The organism is Myxococcus sp. CA051A, from assembly GCF_013336705.1.
In the GTDB taxonomy this organism is placed as follows: domain Bacteria; phylum Myxococcota; class Myxococcia; order Myxococcales; family Myxococcaceae; genus Myxococcus; species Myxococcus llanfairpwllgwyngyllgogerychwyrndrobwllllantysiliogogogochensis.
Genome location: NZ_JABUMS010000003.1, coordinates 594,686 through 610,576, shown reverse-complemented (window position 1 = coordinate 610,576; position 15,891 = coordinate 594,686). Strand labels below are relative to the sequence as shown.

Annotated in this window: 15 protein-coding genes; 4 read left to right on the top strand and 11 right to left on the bottom strand. The window is 69.7% G+C overall.

What is annotated here, in order from left to right:
• Positions 1-240 precede the first annotated feature (240 nt).
• The 8 genes from HUA74_RS12505 to HUA74_RS12470 form a co-directional block, all read right to left on the bottom strand.
• Entirely contained in the window at positions 241-1,044 is an 804-nt protein-coding gene (locus HUA74_RS12505; RefSeq protein ID WP_174454727.1) for a heme ABC transporter ATP-binding protein, read from the bottom strand.
• Positions 1,041-2,138 carry an iron ABC transporter permease gene (locus HUA74_RS12500; protein WP_174454726.1) on the bottom strand — a complete coding sequence of 366 codons (1,098 nt, stop codon included), beginning with the start codon at positions 2,136-2,138 and terminating at the stop codon, positions 1,041-1,043. The genes HUA74_RS12505 and HUA74_RS12500 overlap by 4 nt, the downstream gene beginning before the upstream one ends.
• Positions 2,135-3,052 (bottom strand): hemin ABC transporter substrate-binding protein, encoded by a 918-nt coding sequence (locus HUA74_RS12495; protein ID WP_174454725.1) that lies wholly within the window; start codon positions 3,050-3,052, stop codon positions 2,135-2,137. Before HUA74_RS12495 ends, HUA74_RS12500 begins: the two co-directional genes overlap by 4 nt.
• Positions 3,049-4,140: a hemin-degrading factor gene (locus HUA74_RS12490; protein WP_174454724.1), complete on the bottom strand. Its 1,092-nt coding sequence runs from the start codon at positions 4,138-4,140 to the stop codon at positions 3,049-3,051. The genes HUA74_RS12495 and HUA74_RS12490 overlap by 4 nt, the downstream gene beginning before the upstream one ends.
• A gap of 32 nt (positions 4,141-4,172) precedes the next feature.
• Complete coding sequence (locus HUA74_RS12485) at positions 4,173-4,895, bottom strand: HmuY family protein (RefSeq protein ID WP_174454723.1); 723 nt, start codon at positions 4,893-4,895, stop codon at positions 4,173-4,175.
• 27 nt (positions 4,896-4,922) lie between these two features.
• Positions 4,923-7,061, bottom strand: a complete 2,139-nt coding sequence (locus HUA74_RS12480; protein ID WP_254625025.1) for a TonB-dependent siderophore receptor — start codon at positions 7,059-7,061, stop codon at positions 4,923-4,925.
• 138 nt (positions 7,062-7,199) lie between these two features.
• Positions 7,200-7,424: a hypothetical protein gene (locus tag HUA74_RS12475; protein WP_254623894.1), complete on the bottom strand. Its 225-nt coding sequence runs from the start codon at positions 7,422-7,424 to the stop codon at positions 7,200-7,202.
• Between the two features lie 67 nt (positions 7,425-7,491).
• Complete coding sequence (locus tag HUA74_RS12470; protein ID WP_141641931.1) at positions 7,492-8,130, bottom strand: hypothetical protein; 639 nt, start codon at positions 8,128-8,130, stop codon at positions 7,492-7,494.
• A gap of 56 nt (positions 8,131-8,186) precedes the next feature.
• Between HUA74_RS12470 and HUA74_RS12465 the strand changes: the two genes are divergently transcribed.
• Together HUA74_RS12465 and aat are read left to right on the top strand one after the other, a co-directional pair.
• Positions 8,187-9,029 carry an LEA type 2 family protein gene (locus HUA74_RS12465; RefSeq protein WP_174454722.1) on the top strand — a complete coding sequence of 281 codons (843 nt, stop codon included), beginning with the start codon at positions 8,187-8,189 and terminating at the stop codon, positions 9,027-9,029.
• 12 nt (positions 9,030-9,041) lie between these two features.
• Positions 9,042-9,740 carry a leucyl/phenylalanyl-tRNA--protein transferase gene (aat, locus tag HUA74_RS12460; protein ID WP_174454721.1) on the top strand — a complete coding sequence of 233 codons (699 nt, stop codon included), beginning with the start codon at positions 9,042-9,044 and terminating at the stop codon, positions 9,738-9,740.
• 2 nt (positions 9,741-9,742) lie between these two features.
• On the opposite strand, the gene HUA74_RS12455 is transcribed toward aat, so the two are convergent.
• Positions 9,743-10,753: a WD40 repeat domain-containing protein gene (locus tag HUA74_RS12455; RefSeq protein WP_174454720.1), complete on the bottom strand. Its 1,011-nt coding sequence runs from the start codon at positions 10,751-10,753 to the stop codon at positions 9,743-9,745.
• A gap of 31 nt (positions 10,754-10,784) precedes the next feature.
• Entirely contained in the window at positions 10,785-11,792 is a 1,008-nt protein-coding gene (locus tag HUA74_RS12450) for a hypothetical protein (protein ID WP_174454719.1), read from the bottom strand.
• 244 nt (positions 11,793-12,036) lie between these two features.
• On the opposite strand from HUA74_RS12450, the gene HUA74_RS12445 reads away from it, so the two are divergent.
• Positions 12,037-13,599, top strand: a complete 1,563-nt coding sequence (locus tag HUA74_RS12445) for an LVIVD repeat-containing protein (RefSeq protein WP_254625024.1) — start codon at positions 12,037-12,039, stop codon at positions 13,597-13,599.
• On the opposite strand, the gene HUA74_RS12440 is transcribed toward HUA74_RS12445, so the two are convergent.
• Positions 13,596-14,381 carry a pilus assembly protein N-terminal domain-containing protein gene (locus HUA74_RS12440; protein ID WP_174454717.1) on the bottom strand — a complete coding sequence of 262 codons (786 nt, stop codon included), beginning with the start codon at positions 14,379-14,381 and terminating at the stop codon, positions 13,596-13,598. The genes HUA74_RS12445 and HUA74_RS12440 overlap by 4 nt on opposite strands.
• Positions 14,382-14,435: 54 nt before the next feature.
• On the opposite strand from HUA74_RS12440, the gene HUA74_RS12435 reads away from it, so the two are divergent.
• Positions 14,436-15,779 (top strand): hemolysin family protein, encoded by a 1,344-nt coding sequence (locus HUA74_RS12435; RefSeq protein ID WP_174454716.1) that lies wholly within the window; start codon positions 14,436-14,438, stop codon positions 15,777-15,779.
• The last annotated feature ends 112 nt before the right edge of the window (positions 15,780-15,891 follow it).

The following is a 15,891-nucleotide window of genomic DNA, read 5'->3' as shown; positions in this document are numbered from 1 at the left end:
TCGAAGAACAGCATGAGCAGGAGACGCGGGGGTCCCCTGCTTGCCCGCATTCGCCGCGTCGCAATGTCAGACATCCGACACGACAGACCGTGTTTCAGCCTGCTCGCCTGCTCAGGGCCAGGCAGGCCCATCGACAAACACTCCTCGCGGGGGCGGGCGCCCGGCGGTGCGACATGGAGGGAGGCCGGGTTCGCCGCACACCCCCGCGAGAAGCAACTCACGAAACTTGAAGACACCCGCTCATGGATGATGCGGGGCCCGGCCCGAGGGAATGATGAAAGGCGCGGGTGAGTCTGGATACTCGACGACACGGACCTGCAGACCGAAGGTGCTGGCGATGAGCTCCGGACGGAGAACCTGGGCGGGAGACCCCAGCTCCACCAGCTTGCCGTCGGCCAGGACAGCGATTCGATGCGCATAACGCGCGGCCAGATTCAAATCGTGGAGCACCGCGAGCACCGCACCTCCGTCCCTCGCGAAGTGCGTCGCTTCCTCCAGGACGAGATGCTGATGCGAGAGGTCCAGGCTCGACGTCGGCTCGTCGAGCAACAGATAACGATGACCGTGCTCGGGTGCCTCCCAGAGTTGCGCGAGCACGCGCGCGAGCTGCACCCGCTGACGCTCTCCCCCTGAGAGGGAGGTGTACGGCCGCGACGACAGGTGCCGGATGTCCATCACCTCCAGCGCGGCCTGCGCCGCATCCATGTCCGCGCTTCCTTCGCCCCGCGTGGCGTGAGGGCTGCGTCCCAGCAGCGCCACCTCCAGCACGGTGAAGCCGAACCCGAGTGACGACTCCTGGGGAAGCACGCCCAGCCGCAGCGCGCGCTCCCGGGGAGGCCACTTCAACAGCGGGCGCCCATCCAGCAGCACCTCGCCCACGGTGCAGGGCAACTCCCCGGAGAAGGCCGAGAGCAGCGTGGACTTGCCCGCGCCGTTCGGCCCCACCACTGCGAGGACCTCGCCAGGCACCAGGTTCAGCGACACCGGTCCCAGCGCGCGACCCCGGCCTCGCCACACCTCGACTCCCCGTGCCTCCAGGCTCATGACATCCCCCTGCCGCGCGCCAGCATCGAGATGAAGACAGGAACGCCCAGCATGGACGTCAGCGCACCGACGGGAAGCTCCTGGGGCACCGCCGCCGTGCGAGCGAGCACATCCGCGGCGACGAGCAACGCCGAGCCCAGGAGCGCCGAAGCCCCCATCAACCGCCGGTGGTCCGGCCCGAGCGCGAGCCGCAGCAGCGCCGGAACGAGCAACCCCACGAAGCCGATGATGCCCGTGACGGACACCGCCGCGCCGACGCCCAGCGCCGCCGCGAGGATGAGCCGTCGCTTCAGCTTCTCCACGTCCACGCCCAGGTGCCATGCCTCGCGCTCTCCCAGAAGCAGCAGGTTGAGCGAGCGTGAATCCCTCAGCAGCAACACCAGCGCGATGAGCAGCGGCACCGTGGACGCCACCACCACGCTCCAGGAGGCGCCGGCCAGGCTGCCCCAGGTCCAGAAGGTGATGGTGCGAAGCTGCGCGTCGGTGGCCATTTGCGTGAGCAGGCCAATCCCCGCGCCCGCGCCCGCGCTCACCGCCACGCCCGCCAGGAGGATGCGCGCCGTCTCCGTGCGCCCACCACCCCCGCCCAGCCGCTGCGCGAGCAACGTGGCGCTCAGCGCTCCCAGGAACGCCGCGCCCGGAACCACGAGCAACCGGAACGGCCCCAGCCGCGAGCTGAGGGCCACGTCCATGACAATGGCGGCCACCGCGCCCAGGGCCGCGCCGCTGGAGGTCCCCAGGAGGCCCGGCTCCACGAGCGGGTTGCGGAACAACGCCTGGAGCGCGGCGCCGCTGGTGGCCAGCACCGCGCCCACCATCACCCCGAGCACCACGCGAGGCAGACGGATGGACAGCAACACCGCCTGCTGCATCGGCTCCAGCCGATATCCCGTCTCCAGCCCCAACGCCTCCAGCGCACTGCCGAACAGCCCCAACAGTGGCACCCGGTAGGAGCCCACCGAGAGCGACGTGAGCGTGACGACCACGAGCGCGGCGCCCAGCACGAACCACGGGCGAGGACGGCCACCAGGCACCCTCACCTGCTCCCGCGCCGGATACGTCGCGGGAGCGGGAGCCACGTCCGAAGCGCTCATGTCCCGTCCTGCGCCGGAAGTCCCATGCCGTCCTGCACGCGCTGCACGGCCTTGCCCAGCTTGGGCCCCAGGCTCATGAAGTGGACGTCCTCGATGGTGGTCAGCTTCCAGCCCTGGACCTGGGACAGGCCAGGGACCAGCCGAAGTCCCGCCTCACCTCCAACGGCCTCCAGCGAGCCGCCGGGAAGCAGGATGATGTCGGGCGCCGCGCCAACCACGGCCTCGGCCGTCAGCGGCCGGTGACCGGTGTAGCCCGTCACGGCATTCACACCCCCCGCCAGCCGGATGAGTTCATCGGTGGCCGTGTCCTTGCCCGCGACCATGAGGGCGTTGGCGCCCCGGGCATACAGCGCGAGGATGCGCTTGGGCTTCGCCTGCTTCGCCGACGCGGCACGAGCAGCGGCGCGCTTCAGGTCCGCCTCCAGCTCCGCGACGAGCGCCTCACCCTCGGACACCCGGCCCAGCTTCGTCGCGAGCGTCCGGATGCGCTGCCGTGCCGCATCCAGCGTGGGCAGGTTGGACAGCACCACGACTTCCATTCCCGCCGTGCGAAGCTGCTCGAGGACACCAGGAGGTCCCGCCTCCTCCGACGCCAGCAGCCACGCCGCGCCGAGCGCGAGCAGGGGCTCCGCGGCCAGCGCGCGCTGGTAGCCCACCTTCGGCCGGCTCCGGGCCACGGGCAGCGCGAGGCTGGTGTCGTCCACGCCCACCACCTGCGCTCCCGCGCCGAGCGCGAACACCGTCTCGGTGACAGCGGGCCCCACCGTCACCAGCTTGGGTGCGGCGGGAGCCGGGGCCGTCTTCGCCACAGCGGGAGCAGGTGCCGCCTTCGCGGCGGCGGGTGCGGCCGGAGCAGCAGCCAGCGCGGACTGCGACATCAGCAGCGCCGCCAGGAGCACTGTCACGCGCTTCATGACGCCACCCCGGTCGCGGGCAGCGCGGCGATCAGCTCCTCCATCAGCGCCCGCCATTCAGGCTGCTCGGGGATGCCGGGCTTCCGCTTGCCGAAGAGCAGCGCGATGTTCTCACCGGCCGCGTCGAACAGCTCCAGCGAGGTGACGACGCCGTCACGCGTGGGCTTGCGGACGACCCATGCCGTGTGGACGTGGTCCGTGCGCAGGTGCAGGTTGAAGCTCGGGTCCAACACGTTCATCCACGGGCCCATGGCGCGCACGGTGTGCACGGGGCCGGTGTGAATCTGGATGGCGCCCGGGTTGCCGACGAACACCATGATGGGCAGGCCCGAGGCCGCCACCTTCTCCAGCACCCACGTCAGCGAGGAGGTCGCCACGGGCGTGGTCAGCTCGTTCCCCACCAGCCGGAGCGCCTGGGTCCGCGCCACCTTGAAGCGGCGCAGCAGCGGGAAGAAGTCGTGCGTGTCCTGGAGCGCGCGCCAGCCGGACACCAGACCCTCCACGTCGATGTCGCCATCGGGCCGGGGGGCCTCCGCCGCGGTGGCCGCCTCCACCGGCACCCCGCGCGACTGCTCCGCGTGGGTGTAGTCCTCCACCAGTCGCTCGAACGCGCTGACGCCGGCCTCGTCCTCCAGGTAGACCTTGTGAACGGCCATGCCCGTGCCGTCGAAGAAGTGCAGGCTGCGCCGCGTGCCCTCCGGACGGACCTCCCGGAACGCGAAGCCGAAGCGCCAGCGCGTGAGGAACAGCCGCAGGTCGATGTTCTCGTCCAGCACCAGCGCGACGGCGCCGTTCACCTCGACGTTGCGGTACAGGCCGCGCTTCTCGTGCACGGCGCTCTCGTTGCGCGTGAGCGTCATCACCTTGCCCAGCGACTCCAGGCGCGGCAACAACGTGTCGAGGCGCAGGTCCAACCGGACGACGTCTTCACCCACACCGGTGGCGAGCAACTGCGCCTCGCTCACGCCAAGTTGCTCCGCCGCGTCACGAATACGGGTGCGCGGCTGTTCCTCGCGCAGCGACTGCCAGCGCTGACGGAGGGCGGTGGGCTCGAGAGAAGACGCCGGCGAAACAGGTTGGGAAATCATGGCAGACACCAGGGGAAAGGAAGACTTCGACTTCAGTGAGACGCTTCGACAGGGAGACCGCTGGGAGAGACGCCATCCTCGAGCGCGCCAGCCGAGACGGGCGCCGTCACCTTCGTCCAGCGCAGCTTGAGCATCGCGGGCGTGCCGGCGTCGTCGTAGTAGGACAACATCTCCACCTTGAAGTACGCCTTCGAGTCGGAGCGCACGACGTACACCTGCGCGCGCGGGGACAGCTTGTGCGTCGACACGTCGTAGGCGTACCAGGCGCCGTTGGCCTGGAAGACGGTGTCCGGGTCCACGCCCTCGTCGTCGCCGTCATCCGCGTCGACCGAGTAGCCGCCCGCGGGCGCCTGGGTGAGCTGGGCGAAGTCCTGCGAGGGCAGCACCGCCACCTCCACGCCACCCGTGCCATTCACGCCGCCGCGCGAGCGGATGCCAAAGCGCTGGAACGACAGGTCCCACGTCGCGTCCGCGCTCGCGCTCACCTGCAGGCCGGTGTCCAGGTCCAGGCCCACCCAATCCGTCTTGCTCGTGGCGTCGACGACGGTGGTGATGGAGCCGTCCGTGTTGCCCACGTGGCGCACGTGCGTGCCGTTCGCCGGCACCTCGACGCCCGGCTGCTCCGGCGTGTTGTCATCGTCGTCCCCGGGCGTGGGGACCAGGTCGTCACCGCAGGCGGACAGCAGGCCAGACAGGCACAGGACCGCGGCGGCGCGGCCGAAACGGGACACGGAGAAGAAGGTGGGGCGGGACATTCAGGCTCCTTGAAGGTTCGGGGTGACTCACAGCCGGAACGAGAGGCCGGCCTGGAAGGTGCGTGGCGGAATGGGCAGGTCCGTGGGATTGCCCGCGTCGGCGAGGTTGGAGCCGAGCACGAAGAACTGGAGCGACTCGCGCGCCCTCCAGGCGATGCGGGCGTCCACCGTGACGTAGGCCTCCGACTTGTAGGGATTGGCGACGCCGTCACCATCCGTGTCCGGATAGAAGGGACGCTTGCCCACGAGCGCAGCGCGGACCCACGTCTCCAGGCCCCACTCGCGGTGACGCCACGTGGCCTGCGCGGTGAGCCGGTGGAGCGCCTGACCTTCCAGCGCCCGGTCCAGCTCCTCGTCGTGTCCGTCGGTCAGCGTGTAGGCCACCTCGCCGGACAGACGCCACGGGAAGCGCTGGCGCAAGCCCAGCTCACCGCCACGCACGCGCGCACGCGCCACGTTGACGTAGGTGAAGAGCTGCTGCTCTCCGCCCTGCTGGAGCGTGGTGCCAATCATGTCGCGCAACGCGTGCTGATACGCGCTCACCCAGATCAGCGAGGCATCCGACGGCCGAACCTCCGTGGACACACTGAAGCTGCGCGAGCGCTCCGGCTTCAGGTCCGGATTGCCGCGCACCGAGTAGCCGACGCTGGGGTTCTCGAAGTCGAGGAGCAGCTCCTGGAAGCCCGGCGCCCGGTAGCCCCAGCCATAGCTGCCTCGCACGGTGAGCCAGGACAGCGGGTCCACCTTCGCCGCGAGTCGAGGCGTGACGGCCGTACCGAACTGAGTGTCCACGTCCACGCGCGCGCCCGGGACGACCACCAGCTTGGGGCCCGTCGCCAGCGTCCAGCTGTCCTGCGCGTAGAGCGACGCGCGGCCCCGGTCGCCCTCGCCCGTCTCCAGTCGGTCCGCCACCAGCCACTCACCCAGGAACTCCGCGCCGACGACGAACGCGTGACGTTCGCCCACGCGCGCGTCGAGCTGCGTGCCCAGTCGGCCCTGCTGTTCGCGCGTGTCCTCCACCGTGTCCAGCGCGGAGGCGCGGCGCTGGTCTCTCAGGTAGCGACGCTGGAAGTGGGAATACGAACCCTCCACCCGGAGCGTCGCGCCGCTGTTCAACTTCCAGGACGGCGCCAGCCGCGAGTTGATGGACGTGTCGCGGCTCGCCCTGTCGAACACCGCGCCCGCGACGCCCAGGTCGACGCCGCGCTGGGTGCGTCGGGAGAAGCCTGCGGACCCTTCCAGTGACAGGGGACCTTCGCCCTTCAGGTCTCCGCTGGCGGAGACGTCGAAGCCCTCCAGGCTGCTGCCCGTGGTGCCGACGTCCGCGGGCTCCAAATCGTAGGACGCACGGCGCTGCAAGCCACCGCTGAGCCGCAGGCCCCAGCCCTCGCCCCGCGCCTCGCCCGTCGCATCCAGGTCCAGCCGCTCCAGCGCGCCATAGGCCACGCGCAGCTCACCGCCGAGCGGCTTGCGAGCCCGTCGCGTGATGAAGTTCACCACGCCACCCACGGCGTCACTGCCGTAGAGGACCGACGACGGCCCCTTGACGATCTCCACCTGCTCCACGTCCTCGAGCGACAGCCGGGACAGGTCCACGCTGCCGGCGACACGGCCCGCGACGCGCTCTCCATCCACCAGCACCAGCACGTACTCGGGCCCCAGGCCCTGCACCTGCAGCGACGCTCCGGCGAAGGTCTGCACCACCTCCAGGCCCGGATGCGCGGCGAGCAACTCCGACGCGTCCCGCGCGCCGCTCGCGACGATGTCCGCGCGAGTGATGACCTCGGTGGCCACGGGCGTCTCGCCCAGGCGCTCCTGGGTGCGCGACGCCGTCACCACGGTGCGCGCCACCGGCACCTCGTCTTGCGAGGCCTCGGCGGGTGTCGAAGATGCCGAGGTCGTCGAGGCCCCTGGACCCGCGACGACCTCGGCCTGCTTCGACACTTTTGCCGCATCCTCGGAAGCGCTCGACTCGGCGGAGACAGGCTCGGCCGCGACAGGCGCTTGCTCATTCAGGGACGGATTCGACGCGGGAGAAGGCTGCTCCGCCTCGGCGGACACCGCTTCACCCGGGGCCGCGGCCTGCGCCAGTTCGGGCGACGCGCGGCCCCACGCCACCTGGGGGGCGGCGCAGGCCAGCACGAGGAGACACCAACTCCCACGCATTCAACGTCCTCCGGCTCATGGCCGGTGGGACTCCACTTCCAGATGGAATCCCTGCGGGGCGCTGGGCTCAAGGGCCTCTGGCCTCAGTCAACTCTCGATACACGCCGGGCCTGGTCACGCCCGGGCACTCCCACCTGCTCAGCCGCCCGTGTTCGGCGCGCTCCCACCACCCGGCGGTCGCTCCAGCGGCACCACTCGCGTGCGGTGGCAGCGACGGCACTTCAGCTCCACACCCTCCGGCACCAACCTCGCCAGCAGACTCCCGCACAGGCACCGCAGCTCGTCCGCTCCACCGCCCTGCTGGCACCCGTCGCTCATCACCGCTCCGCTGTCTGAAACGCGACGGACGATATTGATACTCATTATCAAAGTCAAACCATTCAGACGGGCAGTGTCCTGGGGTGTACAGGGGCGGCCAGGAAGCGGACTGTCAGTGGACTTTGAGGCGGACGGCGGCTTCGCGGGGGACTCGGGGCTTGGGCGTCACCATGCGCGCGATGCCGTAATACAGCTGGTCCTCGGTGTAGACCTTGCGCACACGTCGGTGCGTCCCCGGGACGTAGGCGGGACCTGGGCGCTCCAGCCACTGGAGCACGCGCACCTCGCCGGTGAGGGCCAGGGCGGACAGCAGCTCCGGAGGGCACAGCTTGAGGTAGCGGCGCACGAGCGGGCGCAGCTTCCGGGAGAAGTCCTTGCCGAGCACGGCGTGGCGCCGGCCCGAGTGCAGGGTGCCGTCGAAGCGGCGCGACAGGTGGAAGAGCTCGTGCAGCACCGTCTCCAGGCGGGCCTGGGCGGTGGAGCCCCTGAAGAAGAGGGGCCGCAGGGTGATGCAGTAGAGCATCCGCCGGCCGCGAATGCGGATGACGGGCTTGCGCCGACCCGTGCGGTCCGTGGACTTGCCGCCCCGGAAGCACAGGGGCTTCACGGTGCCACGGGAAGCGCGGCGCGCCTCACCGGCCACCACCAGGATGCGGCCCGCCTTCACGTGGGCGAACTCCGGCAGCTTCGTCGCGATGTCCCTGATGAGGGAGCGAACCGTCTTGTTGAAGTTGGGGCGGCGTCGGACCACGAGTGGTGGACAGTCTAGCGGAAAAGCCCTTGGGGGCGGCTTCCGGGGTGCACACAATGTCTAACGTGATGCGCTCGACTTCGCCCGTCGTCCAGCTTGCCGCACTGCTCCTGGTGGGTCTGGGGTGTGCCTCGTCCTCCACCCGGCCGGCTGGTTCCGCCACCCTCACCGCACAGGACACGTCCGTCGTGTCGCAGGGCCTGACAGAGGCCACCCTGCGCTACAGCGCCCAGGTGTCCAGCGCCGCGCCCGGCGTGGTGGAGCGCGTCGACTACGAGCTGGTCTCCGAGGGGAAGGTGCTGAAGAAGGGAACGGTGAAGCTGGAGACACGGCTTGCGCCAGGCGCTCCGGGCGACGTGTCCTTCGAGGAGCGCGCGGCCTACGTGCAGAGCGCGGAAGACCTGGCGCGGCTGAGCGCCCAGGGTGGCACGGTGCTCCTGGCGCTCAGGGGCGTGCTGGTGGTGCGCTCGGGTGACTCCGAGCAACAGATTCCGTTCGCCGCGAGTCGCGCGGTGCGCGTGCCCCGGCTGCCCACCATCGTCGTGGAGGAGCTGGATGGGGCGCGCTATTCCGCCGAGGAGGTGCAGCTCAACCTCCGGCTGGGTATCCAGAACCCCAATCCCTTCCCGCTGAAGCTCAGCGGGCTGACGTGGCAGATGGCGGTGGCGGGCAAGGCGCTGGACAGTGGAACGCTGGCCCAGTCGGACAGCGTGGATGCCTCCGCCACGGGGGTGTATCCGGTGGAGGTGGCGGTGACGAAGGACTCGTGGGGGCCGGAGGTGAAGGCCCTCATCTCCCGAGGCGTCTTGCCCTATGGGGTGACGGGGGAGCTGACCGGTCCACTGATGCGGGTGCCGTATTCACTCTCGGGCGAGGTGAAGCTGAACGTGTCCCGGTAGAGTGGGCGGTGCGTGCCCATCTATCTGTTGAGTGACGAGCACCCGGAGCTGTTCCCGCCTCCGGAGCGCGCTGACAAGAGCGGAGTGCTCGCCGTGGGCGGGGACCTGAGCCCGGAGCGGCTCCTGGCCGCGTACTCGCGCGGCATCTTCCCTTGGTTCAGTGAAGGGGACCCCATCCTCTGGCACTCGCCGGACCCGCGCTTCGTGCTGACGCCGGACACGCTGCACGTGGGCCGCAGCCTGCGCAAGACGATGGCGCGGGGCGAATACGAGGTGCGCTACGACACGGCCTTCGCGCGCGTCATCACCGAGTGTGGCCGCGTGACACGTCCCGGTCAGAACGGGACGTGGATTACGGACGAGATGTTGGGGGCATACGTCGAACTGCACGAGCGGGGCTTCGCGCACTCGGTGGAGGCGTGGCAGGACGGCGAATTGAAGGGCGGGCTGTACGGCGTGTCGCTGGGCGCGGCGTTCTTCGGTGAGAGCATGTTCGCGCTGGCGCCGGATGCGTCGAAGGTCGCCTTCGTGTCCTCGGTGGAGCGCTTCAAGGAATGGGGCTTCCAACTCGTGGACTGCCAGGTGGAGACCGAGCACCTGGCGAGATTTGGCGCGGAGTCATGGCCGCGAAAGCGCTTCCTCGCCGCGCTCCACAAGGCCCTGCGCGAGCCGACGCGGCAGGGGAAATGGACCGAAGCCCCCAAGCAGTGACCTCAGTCGGTCACCGCCCAAAGGTCCACGGTGCCATCACCCCGCCCCCAGGCGACGAGCCGGCCATCGGGCGAGAAGAGCGCATCGCTCGTCTGCATGTCGTCGCCGTCGCTGGCGCGGAACAACGCCTCGCCCGTATCGAAGCGATGGACACCGAAGCCTCGGCCGTCACGGGAGGCCGCGAGCAGGTCGCCCCGGGGATTGAAGCTCAGGTTGCACGCATAGCCGCTGAAGCCAGGAAGCGTCCCCACCAGCCGACGCTCGTCCACGTGCACCACGGCGACCTCCTCCGTGATGCCGCCCACGGCGAGAAGGGGCTCCGTCGGATGGAACGCGAGGCTCCACGTCGTGGGCGCGTCGATGGACAGCGCCATGGGACGCGCGCCTTCGGCGATGTCCCAGAGCCAGAGGTTCTCCTTCCGCTTATCGTCCGGGGTGAAGGTCGCCGCCGCGAAGCGCCCATCCGGGGACAGCGCGCACGCCGTCAGGGACACGCCCGTGTCCAGCGGCGCGAGTTCGCAGTGGGGACGCCAGGACTTCACGTCCCACACCAGGGGCGCATCGCCATCCAACGAAATCAGAAGAGCCCGCTCCCCGTCCGGAGACATGGCGAACAGGGTCACCGCATGAGCCAGGTGTTGCTCACGCATCAGCGACCCATCCTTCGTGGAGAGGAGCACCAACCTCGGGCGCCAAAGCCCCAAAGGCGAGCGGTTCGCGGGAGCTACGGCCAGGATGCGCTCGGCGTCGAGAAGCATCGCCGCACTCCCTTCGAGCCGCTGCTCGTGGGCATGCTCCGACGGCGTCCCCACGTTCCACCACCGAAGCAGTGCGCCCCTGTTGCTCAACGCGAGGAGCACGGTGCCGCCCGGCTCGAAAGCGAGCTTCTGGCCCGAGGTGTAGGACGGAAGCTCGGGGCCGAGTTGCCCCACCTGCTTCAACCGCGAGGCGTTGGCCGGAGTGATGACCTGGAAGCGAGAGTCCATGATGGCGCTGACCGAAGGCGGCGCCATCACGGCCTGACAGGTTCCGCGAAAATCGAGGTCAGCGCTTCACCTTGCACGGAGACAGGGTGCGCTTGGTGAGGATGAGGTCCTCTTCCGTCGGACTCCCATAACGCACGGCTTTCGGCGCGGCCTTCGGCTTGGCGGCCTCGTGCATATAGAGCGAGCCCAGGTCTCGACTGAGCACGAACCTCAGCCCCGCGCTGTCGTGCAGGCCACCGAAGAACTGCGTGCCCCCGTTGCGCAACAGCGCCGGGGTGAGTGCCCCTGGAGGACGGTAGAGCAGCAGCGAGAGGTCCTCGGTGGGCCAGTCGCACGGGTCCTTCTTCCCCTTGCGCTCCATCCACGACACCGTGAAGTCGCCCACCGTGGTGCTGTCATCCCAGCTCGCGCCGATGCGTTCCCACAGTCGCATGCACTCCGGCGACTCACAGTCGCGCACGGGGATGAACTCCAACACATCCGGCGGCAGGCCTTCCCCATCCTTGCCCGTCTCGCGCTCGGTGGGCCTTCGCAGCTTGCACCCCGTGGGCTCATCCTTCTGCCGCAACGCCACCGGCGTGCCGGACAGACGCCCGGGTGGCAGCACGTCGCAGTCCACTTCAATCTCCGCCATGAGGAACGTCTTGCGGTCCACGTCCGTCGCCCCCATCCGCGCCGCCCACCAACTGACGGGCACCGCGCGACAGGCCGCCGTGTCCGCCTTGCCGAACACCCACAGCGGGATGGTCGGGTCCGGCGCGCCGAGCCGCCGCACCTCCTCCTCCGGCACTCGCTTCACCCCCGAGCGCTCCCGCTCGCGGCCCTTGAAGAAGGTGTCCTTCGATTCAGGGATGATGGCCTGGTGCACCAGCCAACCCGAACCCTCCATGCCCACCTGCGCGCGCGGCGTGAAGGGCACCAGGTCCGGGCGCTTCGGACAGCCCCGCTCCGGCTCGGTGGGCGCGGTGAGCACCACCTCGCCATCATCGAACTGGGCACTCGCCCCCAGCGGCGCGAGCAGCGTCAGGCTCAGCACCAGTGAAGTCGACCGCATCTTGAATCGCATCGGCTCCTCCAGAAGACCCCGGCGCCGTGACGCACGAACCCGCCACGCCCGGGCCGGAAACACGCGCCGTCATACCTCATGCCGGCCTTCTCACGGCACACCCTGAAACGTCCCCAGCGTCGACCCTTCCCACGCGGATACCTGCCGCATGCGGACGCGACAGGCGAAGCGCCGGCCGTCGCGATATGAACACCTCCGCGTCCCTCCGACGCGGACACACCCCACCCCCATCAGGATGAGCTCCATGCGTGCCCTGTTGACGCTGGCCGCGGTGACCCTGGCCCTGACGGCCTGCAGCAACGACAAGCAGACACCGATGCCCGGCCCCCCGTCGGGCGGCTCGGACGAGGGCGACTGGAAGGACATGGGCGCCTTCGCCGCATGCAAGGTGGACACGGCCTCCAATGCCTGCGGAAGCCAGGGCAGCTTCGATGCGAGCGGCTGCACTCCTGGAGGGCTCGCGACGCTGGAGCTGGACGGCGTCTATACCCTTCACGTCCGCGCGAGGAATCCTCGCTACGGAAACACCTACAGCTTCGCGCCCCTGTCCATGAGGCTGGCCCCCACCGGCCCCCAGTCCGCCGGTGGACTGAACCTGGACACGCGACTGGTGGGTGTGGCTGGCGGCAACATCTTCCTCTCCGCCTCGCGCACGGAAGGCACGAACGGTGTCCGTCGCCGCTCGTTCCTGGGCTGCCAGTCTCCAGAGCCCGGACGGCTGCAGGGTTGCTTCGTGGAATGCCTCAACGGACGAGTGGAGGGCGAGGGGACCTTCGACGCGAAGAAGGTCACCGTCCCCACGGACGAACCGGAGTCCTCCGGTCTGGAACGGGTGTCCGAGACGCCTGTGACACCGGGACTGCCCGTCGACGTGTACGTCACTCACGGGCACGCCTACGTCGTCTCGCTCGGCGGAGGCCTCTTCGTCTACGACGTGAGGGACCCGGCTCACCCCGTGCTGACCGAGCACATCCAGCGCACCAATGACACGTACTGGAACGGCGTCTGGTCCCACGGCGATGCGCTCTATGTCGCCAGCGGCGTGCGCGGGGTCATCGTCTTCGACCTGACCGACCCCGCCCATCCCGTGGAGGCGTTCGCGACGGGAGGAACGCGCACCAACGTGCACACCGTGTTCGTGTACGAGAACACGCTGCTCGCCGCCTCGCCCGCGCCCACCGGAGAGGTGCTTGTCTACGACGTCACCATCCCCCTGTCTCCACGGCTGACGGGCGCCTTCCAGGCCGCGGGCTTCGACGCCGCGAGTTCCTACGGGCCGCACGACATGTTCGCCTTCGAGGGGAGGCTCTACGTCAACTTCTGGCGCGCCGGCTATGTCATCGGCGCGCTGGAGCAGAGCGGGACGCCCCGGCAGCTCGGCTCCTACCGTTACGCGCACTCCACCAGCCACGCGAGCGCCGTCGCGCGCTACGGCGAGCGCATCATCGCCTTCGAGGGCGGCGAGGACTGGGGCGCGCATCTGCGCGTGCTCGACGTCACGGACCCAGCCTCCGTGAAGCTCCTCGGCGAGCACCGGATGCGGGAGCACATCTCCATCCACAACATGGTGCTGTCCGGCACGAAGCTCTACGTCGCCTGGTACCACGAGGGCGTGCGCGTGCTGGATGTGTCCACTCCGGAGGCTCCGCGCGAGGTGGCCCACTACCGCACCTTCCGGCCGGACGACGCGGGGCGGGGCGAGAGCTTCTACGACGGCGCCCTCGGCATCCGCGTGCCGGGCGACGGCTACATCTACACGGTGGACTCGTCGCGCGGGCTCATCATCCTGCGAGAGACAGCGCCCTAGCCTCCGCGCTTCTTGCGCGGCGGCTTCTTCGGAGGCGGAGAGAGAATCTCCACCTCCACCGGCGGCTCCACCTGGACAGCGGGGCCAGCGTCCGGCACCGCCGCGGCCGGCTCCGGCGCCTTCAACTCCACCCGGTCCTCCAGTGGCACGCGGCCCACCGAGCGGCGGAACAGCTCCCACAGCGCCCGGTGCCAGTCCTCACGGCTCGCGGTGCCCGTCACCACCAGGCCCGCGCCGCTGTAGTTCGCCGTCAGGCCCAGCGGCTGGAGCGCGGCGACCACCGAGGACAGCTGCTCCTGAAGCGCCGGCACCTCGAAGGTCAGCTCCAGCTCGCGAGCCACATACGCGTCCGTGCGCAGCATCTCCAGCAGCGCCGCGCGGCATGAGGCGTCCTTCACCGTGGCCGTGAGCGAGCGCTCCGCGCCTTGCGTGGCCTTCAGGTCCGGACAGGCCTTGCGCGCGGAGGCCAGCTTGGACGAGACGTCCTCCGGAGGCGGATTTCCCACCGTGAGGCGCCACACCGCGAAGCGCCCCTCCGCGAACAGCAAGAGGAGCGTGCGCCCCTCCTTCTGACCGGTGAGCAACAGTTCGTTGGTGCCCGGGAGCACCTCGGCGGTGGCGACGGAGGCGTCCTCCACCTCCACCCAGTCCACGGCCGCCAGCTTCTGGAAGCGCTCCTTGCCCGCCTCCAGGGGTAGGACCATGTCCACCGGCCACGCGCCAGCCACGGCGGGGACGAGAAGGGCCAGGAGTGCGCCAAGGAAATACATGCGAGCGGGCATGAGGGCTCCGGCGGGGTGGAACGGACCCTTAGCACGGGATAAGAACGGGCCTCTATGCCTACCTGGGCCCTCTGGGTCGCCTGCCTGGCGCTGTGCTTCGTCAGGTCTTTGGTCGCCGCGGCGGAGTCCGCGCTTTACGGAACCTCCGACCTGCGCGCCCAGGAGTTGGCGGAACAGCACAAAGGCGCGTCGAGCCGACGCGTCCTCCGCCACAAGACGGAGCGCGAGGCCACCGCCACCGCGCTGCGACTGGGCACGTTGCTGAGCGGATTCCTGGCCGCCGCCATCGGCGCCTTCGTCCCGCCGCGCATGCTGGACTTGACGCGCTACGGCGAGGCCGCCTGGTTGCCGGTGGCCACGGTCGCCGCGGGCGCGCTCTTCGTCGGTGTGCTGGCAAGCCTCATGGAAGTCACCATGCGCGGGCTCGCCAATGCCAACCCGGAGCGTTGGGCGCTGCGGCTGTCCGGCGTCGTGTCGCTGCTGGTGGCGGTGCTGTATCCGCCGATGCGCTTCGTCTTGGGGGTGCTCAACCTGGTGGCCCGCACGTTCGGTCGCACGCTGCGCTTCGAGCCCCCTCCCCCGCCGCTGGAGGAGCTGGAGAAGCTCCTGGCCGCGCAGGCGGCGAAGAACGAGGTCGACAAGAGCGCCCCGCAGCTGATCCGCTCCATCTTCGAGCTGTCCGACAAGCGCTGCCGCGACGTCATGGTGCCGCGCACGGAAGTCGTCACGGTGGACAGCACCATCTCCTCCGAGGACCTGCTGCGGCTGCTCGCCGAGGAGAACCACTCGCGCATCCCCGTGTACCGGGACGACGTGGACCACATCATCGGCGTACTGCACGCGCGCGACATCATCCCGCTGCTCCAGCACCCGGAGCTCATCGTCCTGCAGGACATCATCCGCCCCGCGCACTTCGTGCCGTGGATGAAGCCCATCGGCGACCTGCTGCGGGACATGCAGAAGCGCAAGATTCACATGGCCATCGTCGTCGACGAGTACGGCGGCTTCATGGGCATCGTGACGCTGGAGGACATCCTGCGCGAAATCGTCGGCGACATCGGCGACGAGTTCGAGGTGGAGGAGAAGCTCGTCGAGAAGATGGCGGACGGCAGCTTCATGGTGGACGCCGCGATGGAGGTGGACCGCTTCACGCAGGCGTTCGGCTTCCCCCTGCCCGAGGGCGACTTCGACACGCTGGGCGGCTACCTGTCGTCACTGGCCGGGCATCTGCCCGACGTGGGCGAGCGCTTCACCTACAACGGCTGGCAGTTCGTCGTCGCCAACAAGGAAGGCGCCCGCATCGACCGCGTGCGCATGTCCCGGCTCAAGAGCAGCACGCCCGGCAAGGAGCCCCGCGCCAAGGAGTCTCGCGCGGAGTCGCCGGCCGCCAAGTCCTGAGCGCACGGCGCAAGCACCTCAGTCGCTCGCGCCCTCGAGCGACGGCACGGGCACCCGTCGCTGCGAGCACCGCGTGTTTCAGTCGGCCGCGCCCTCGAGCGGCGGCACATGC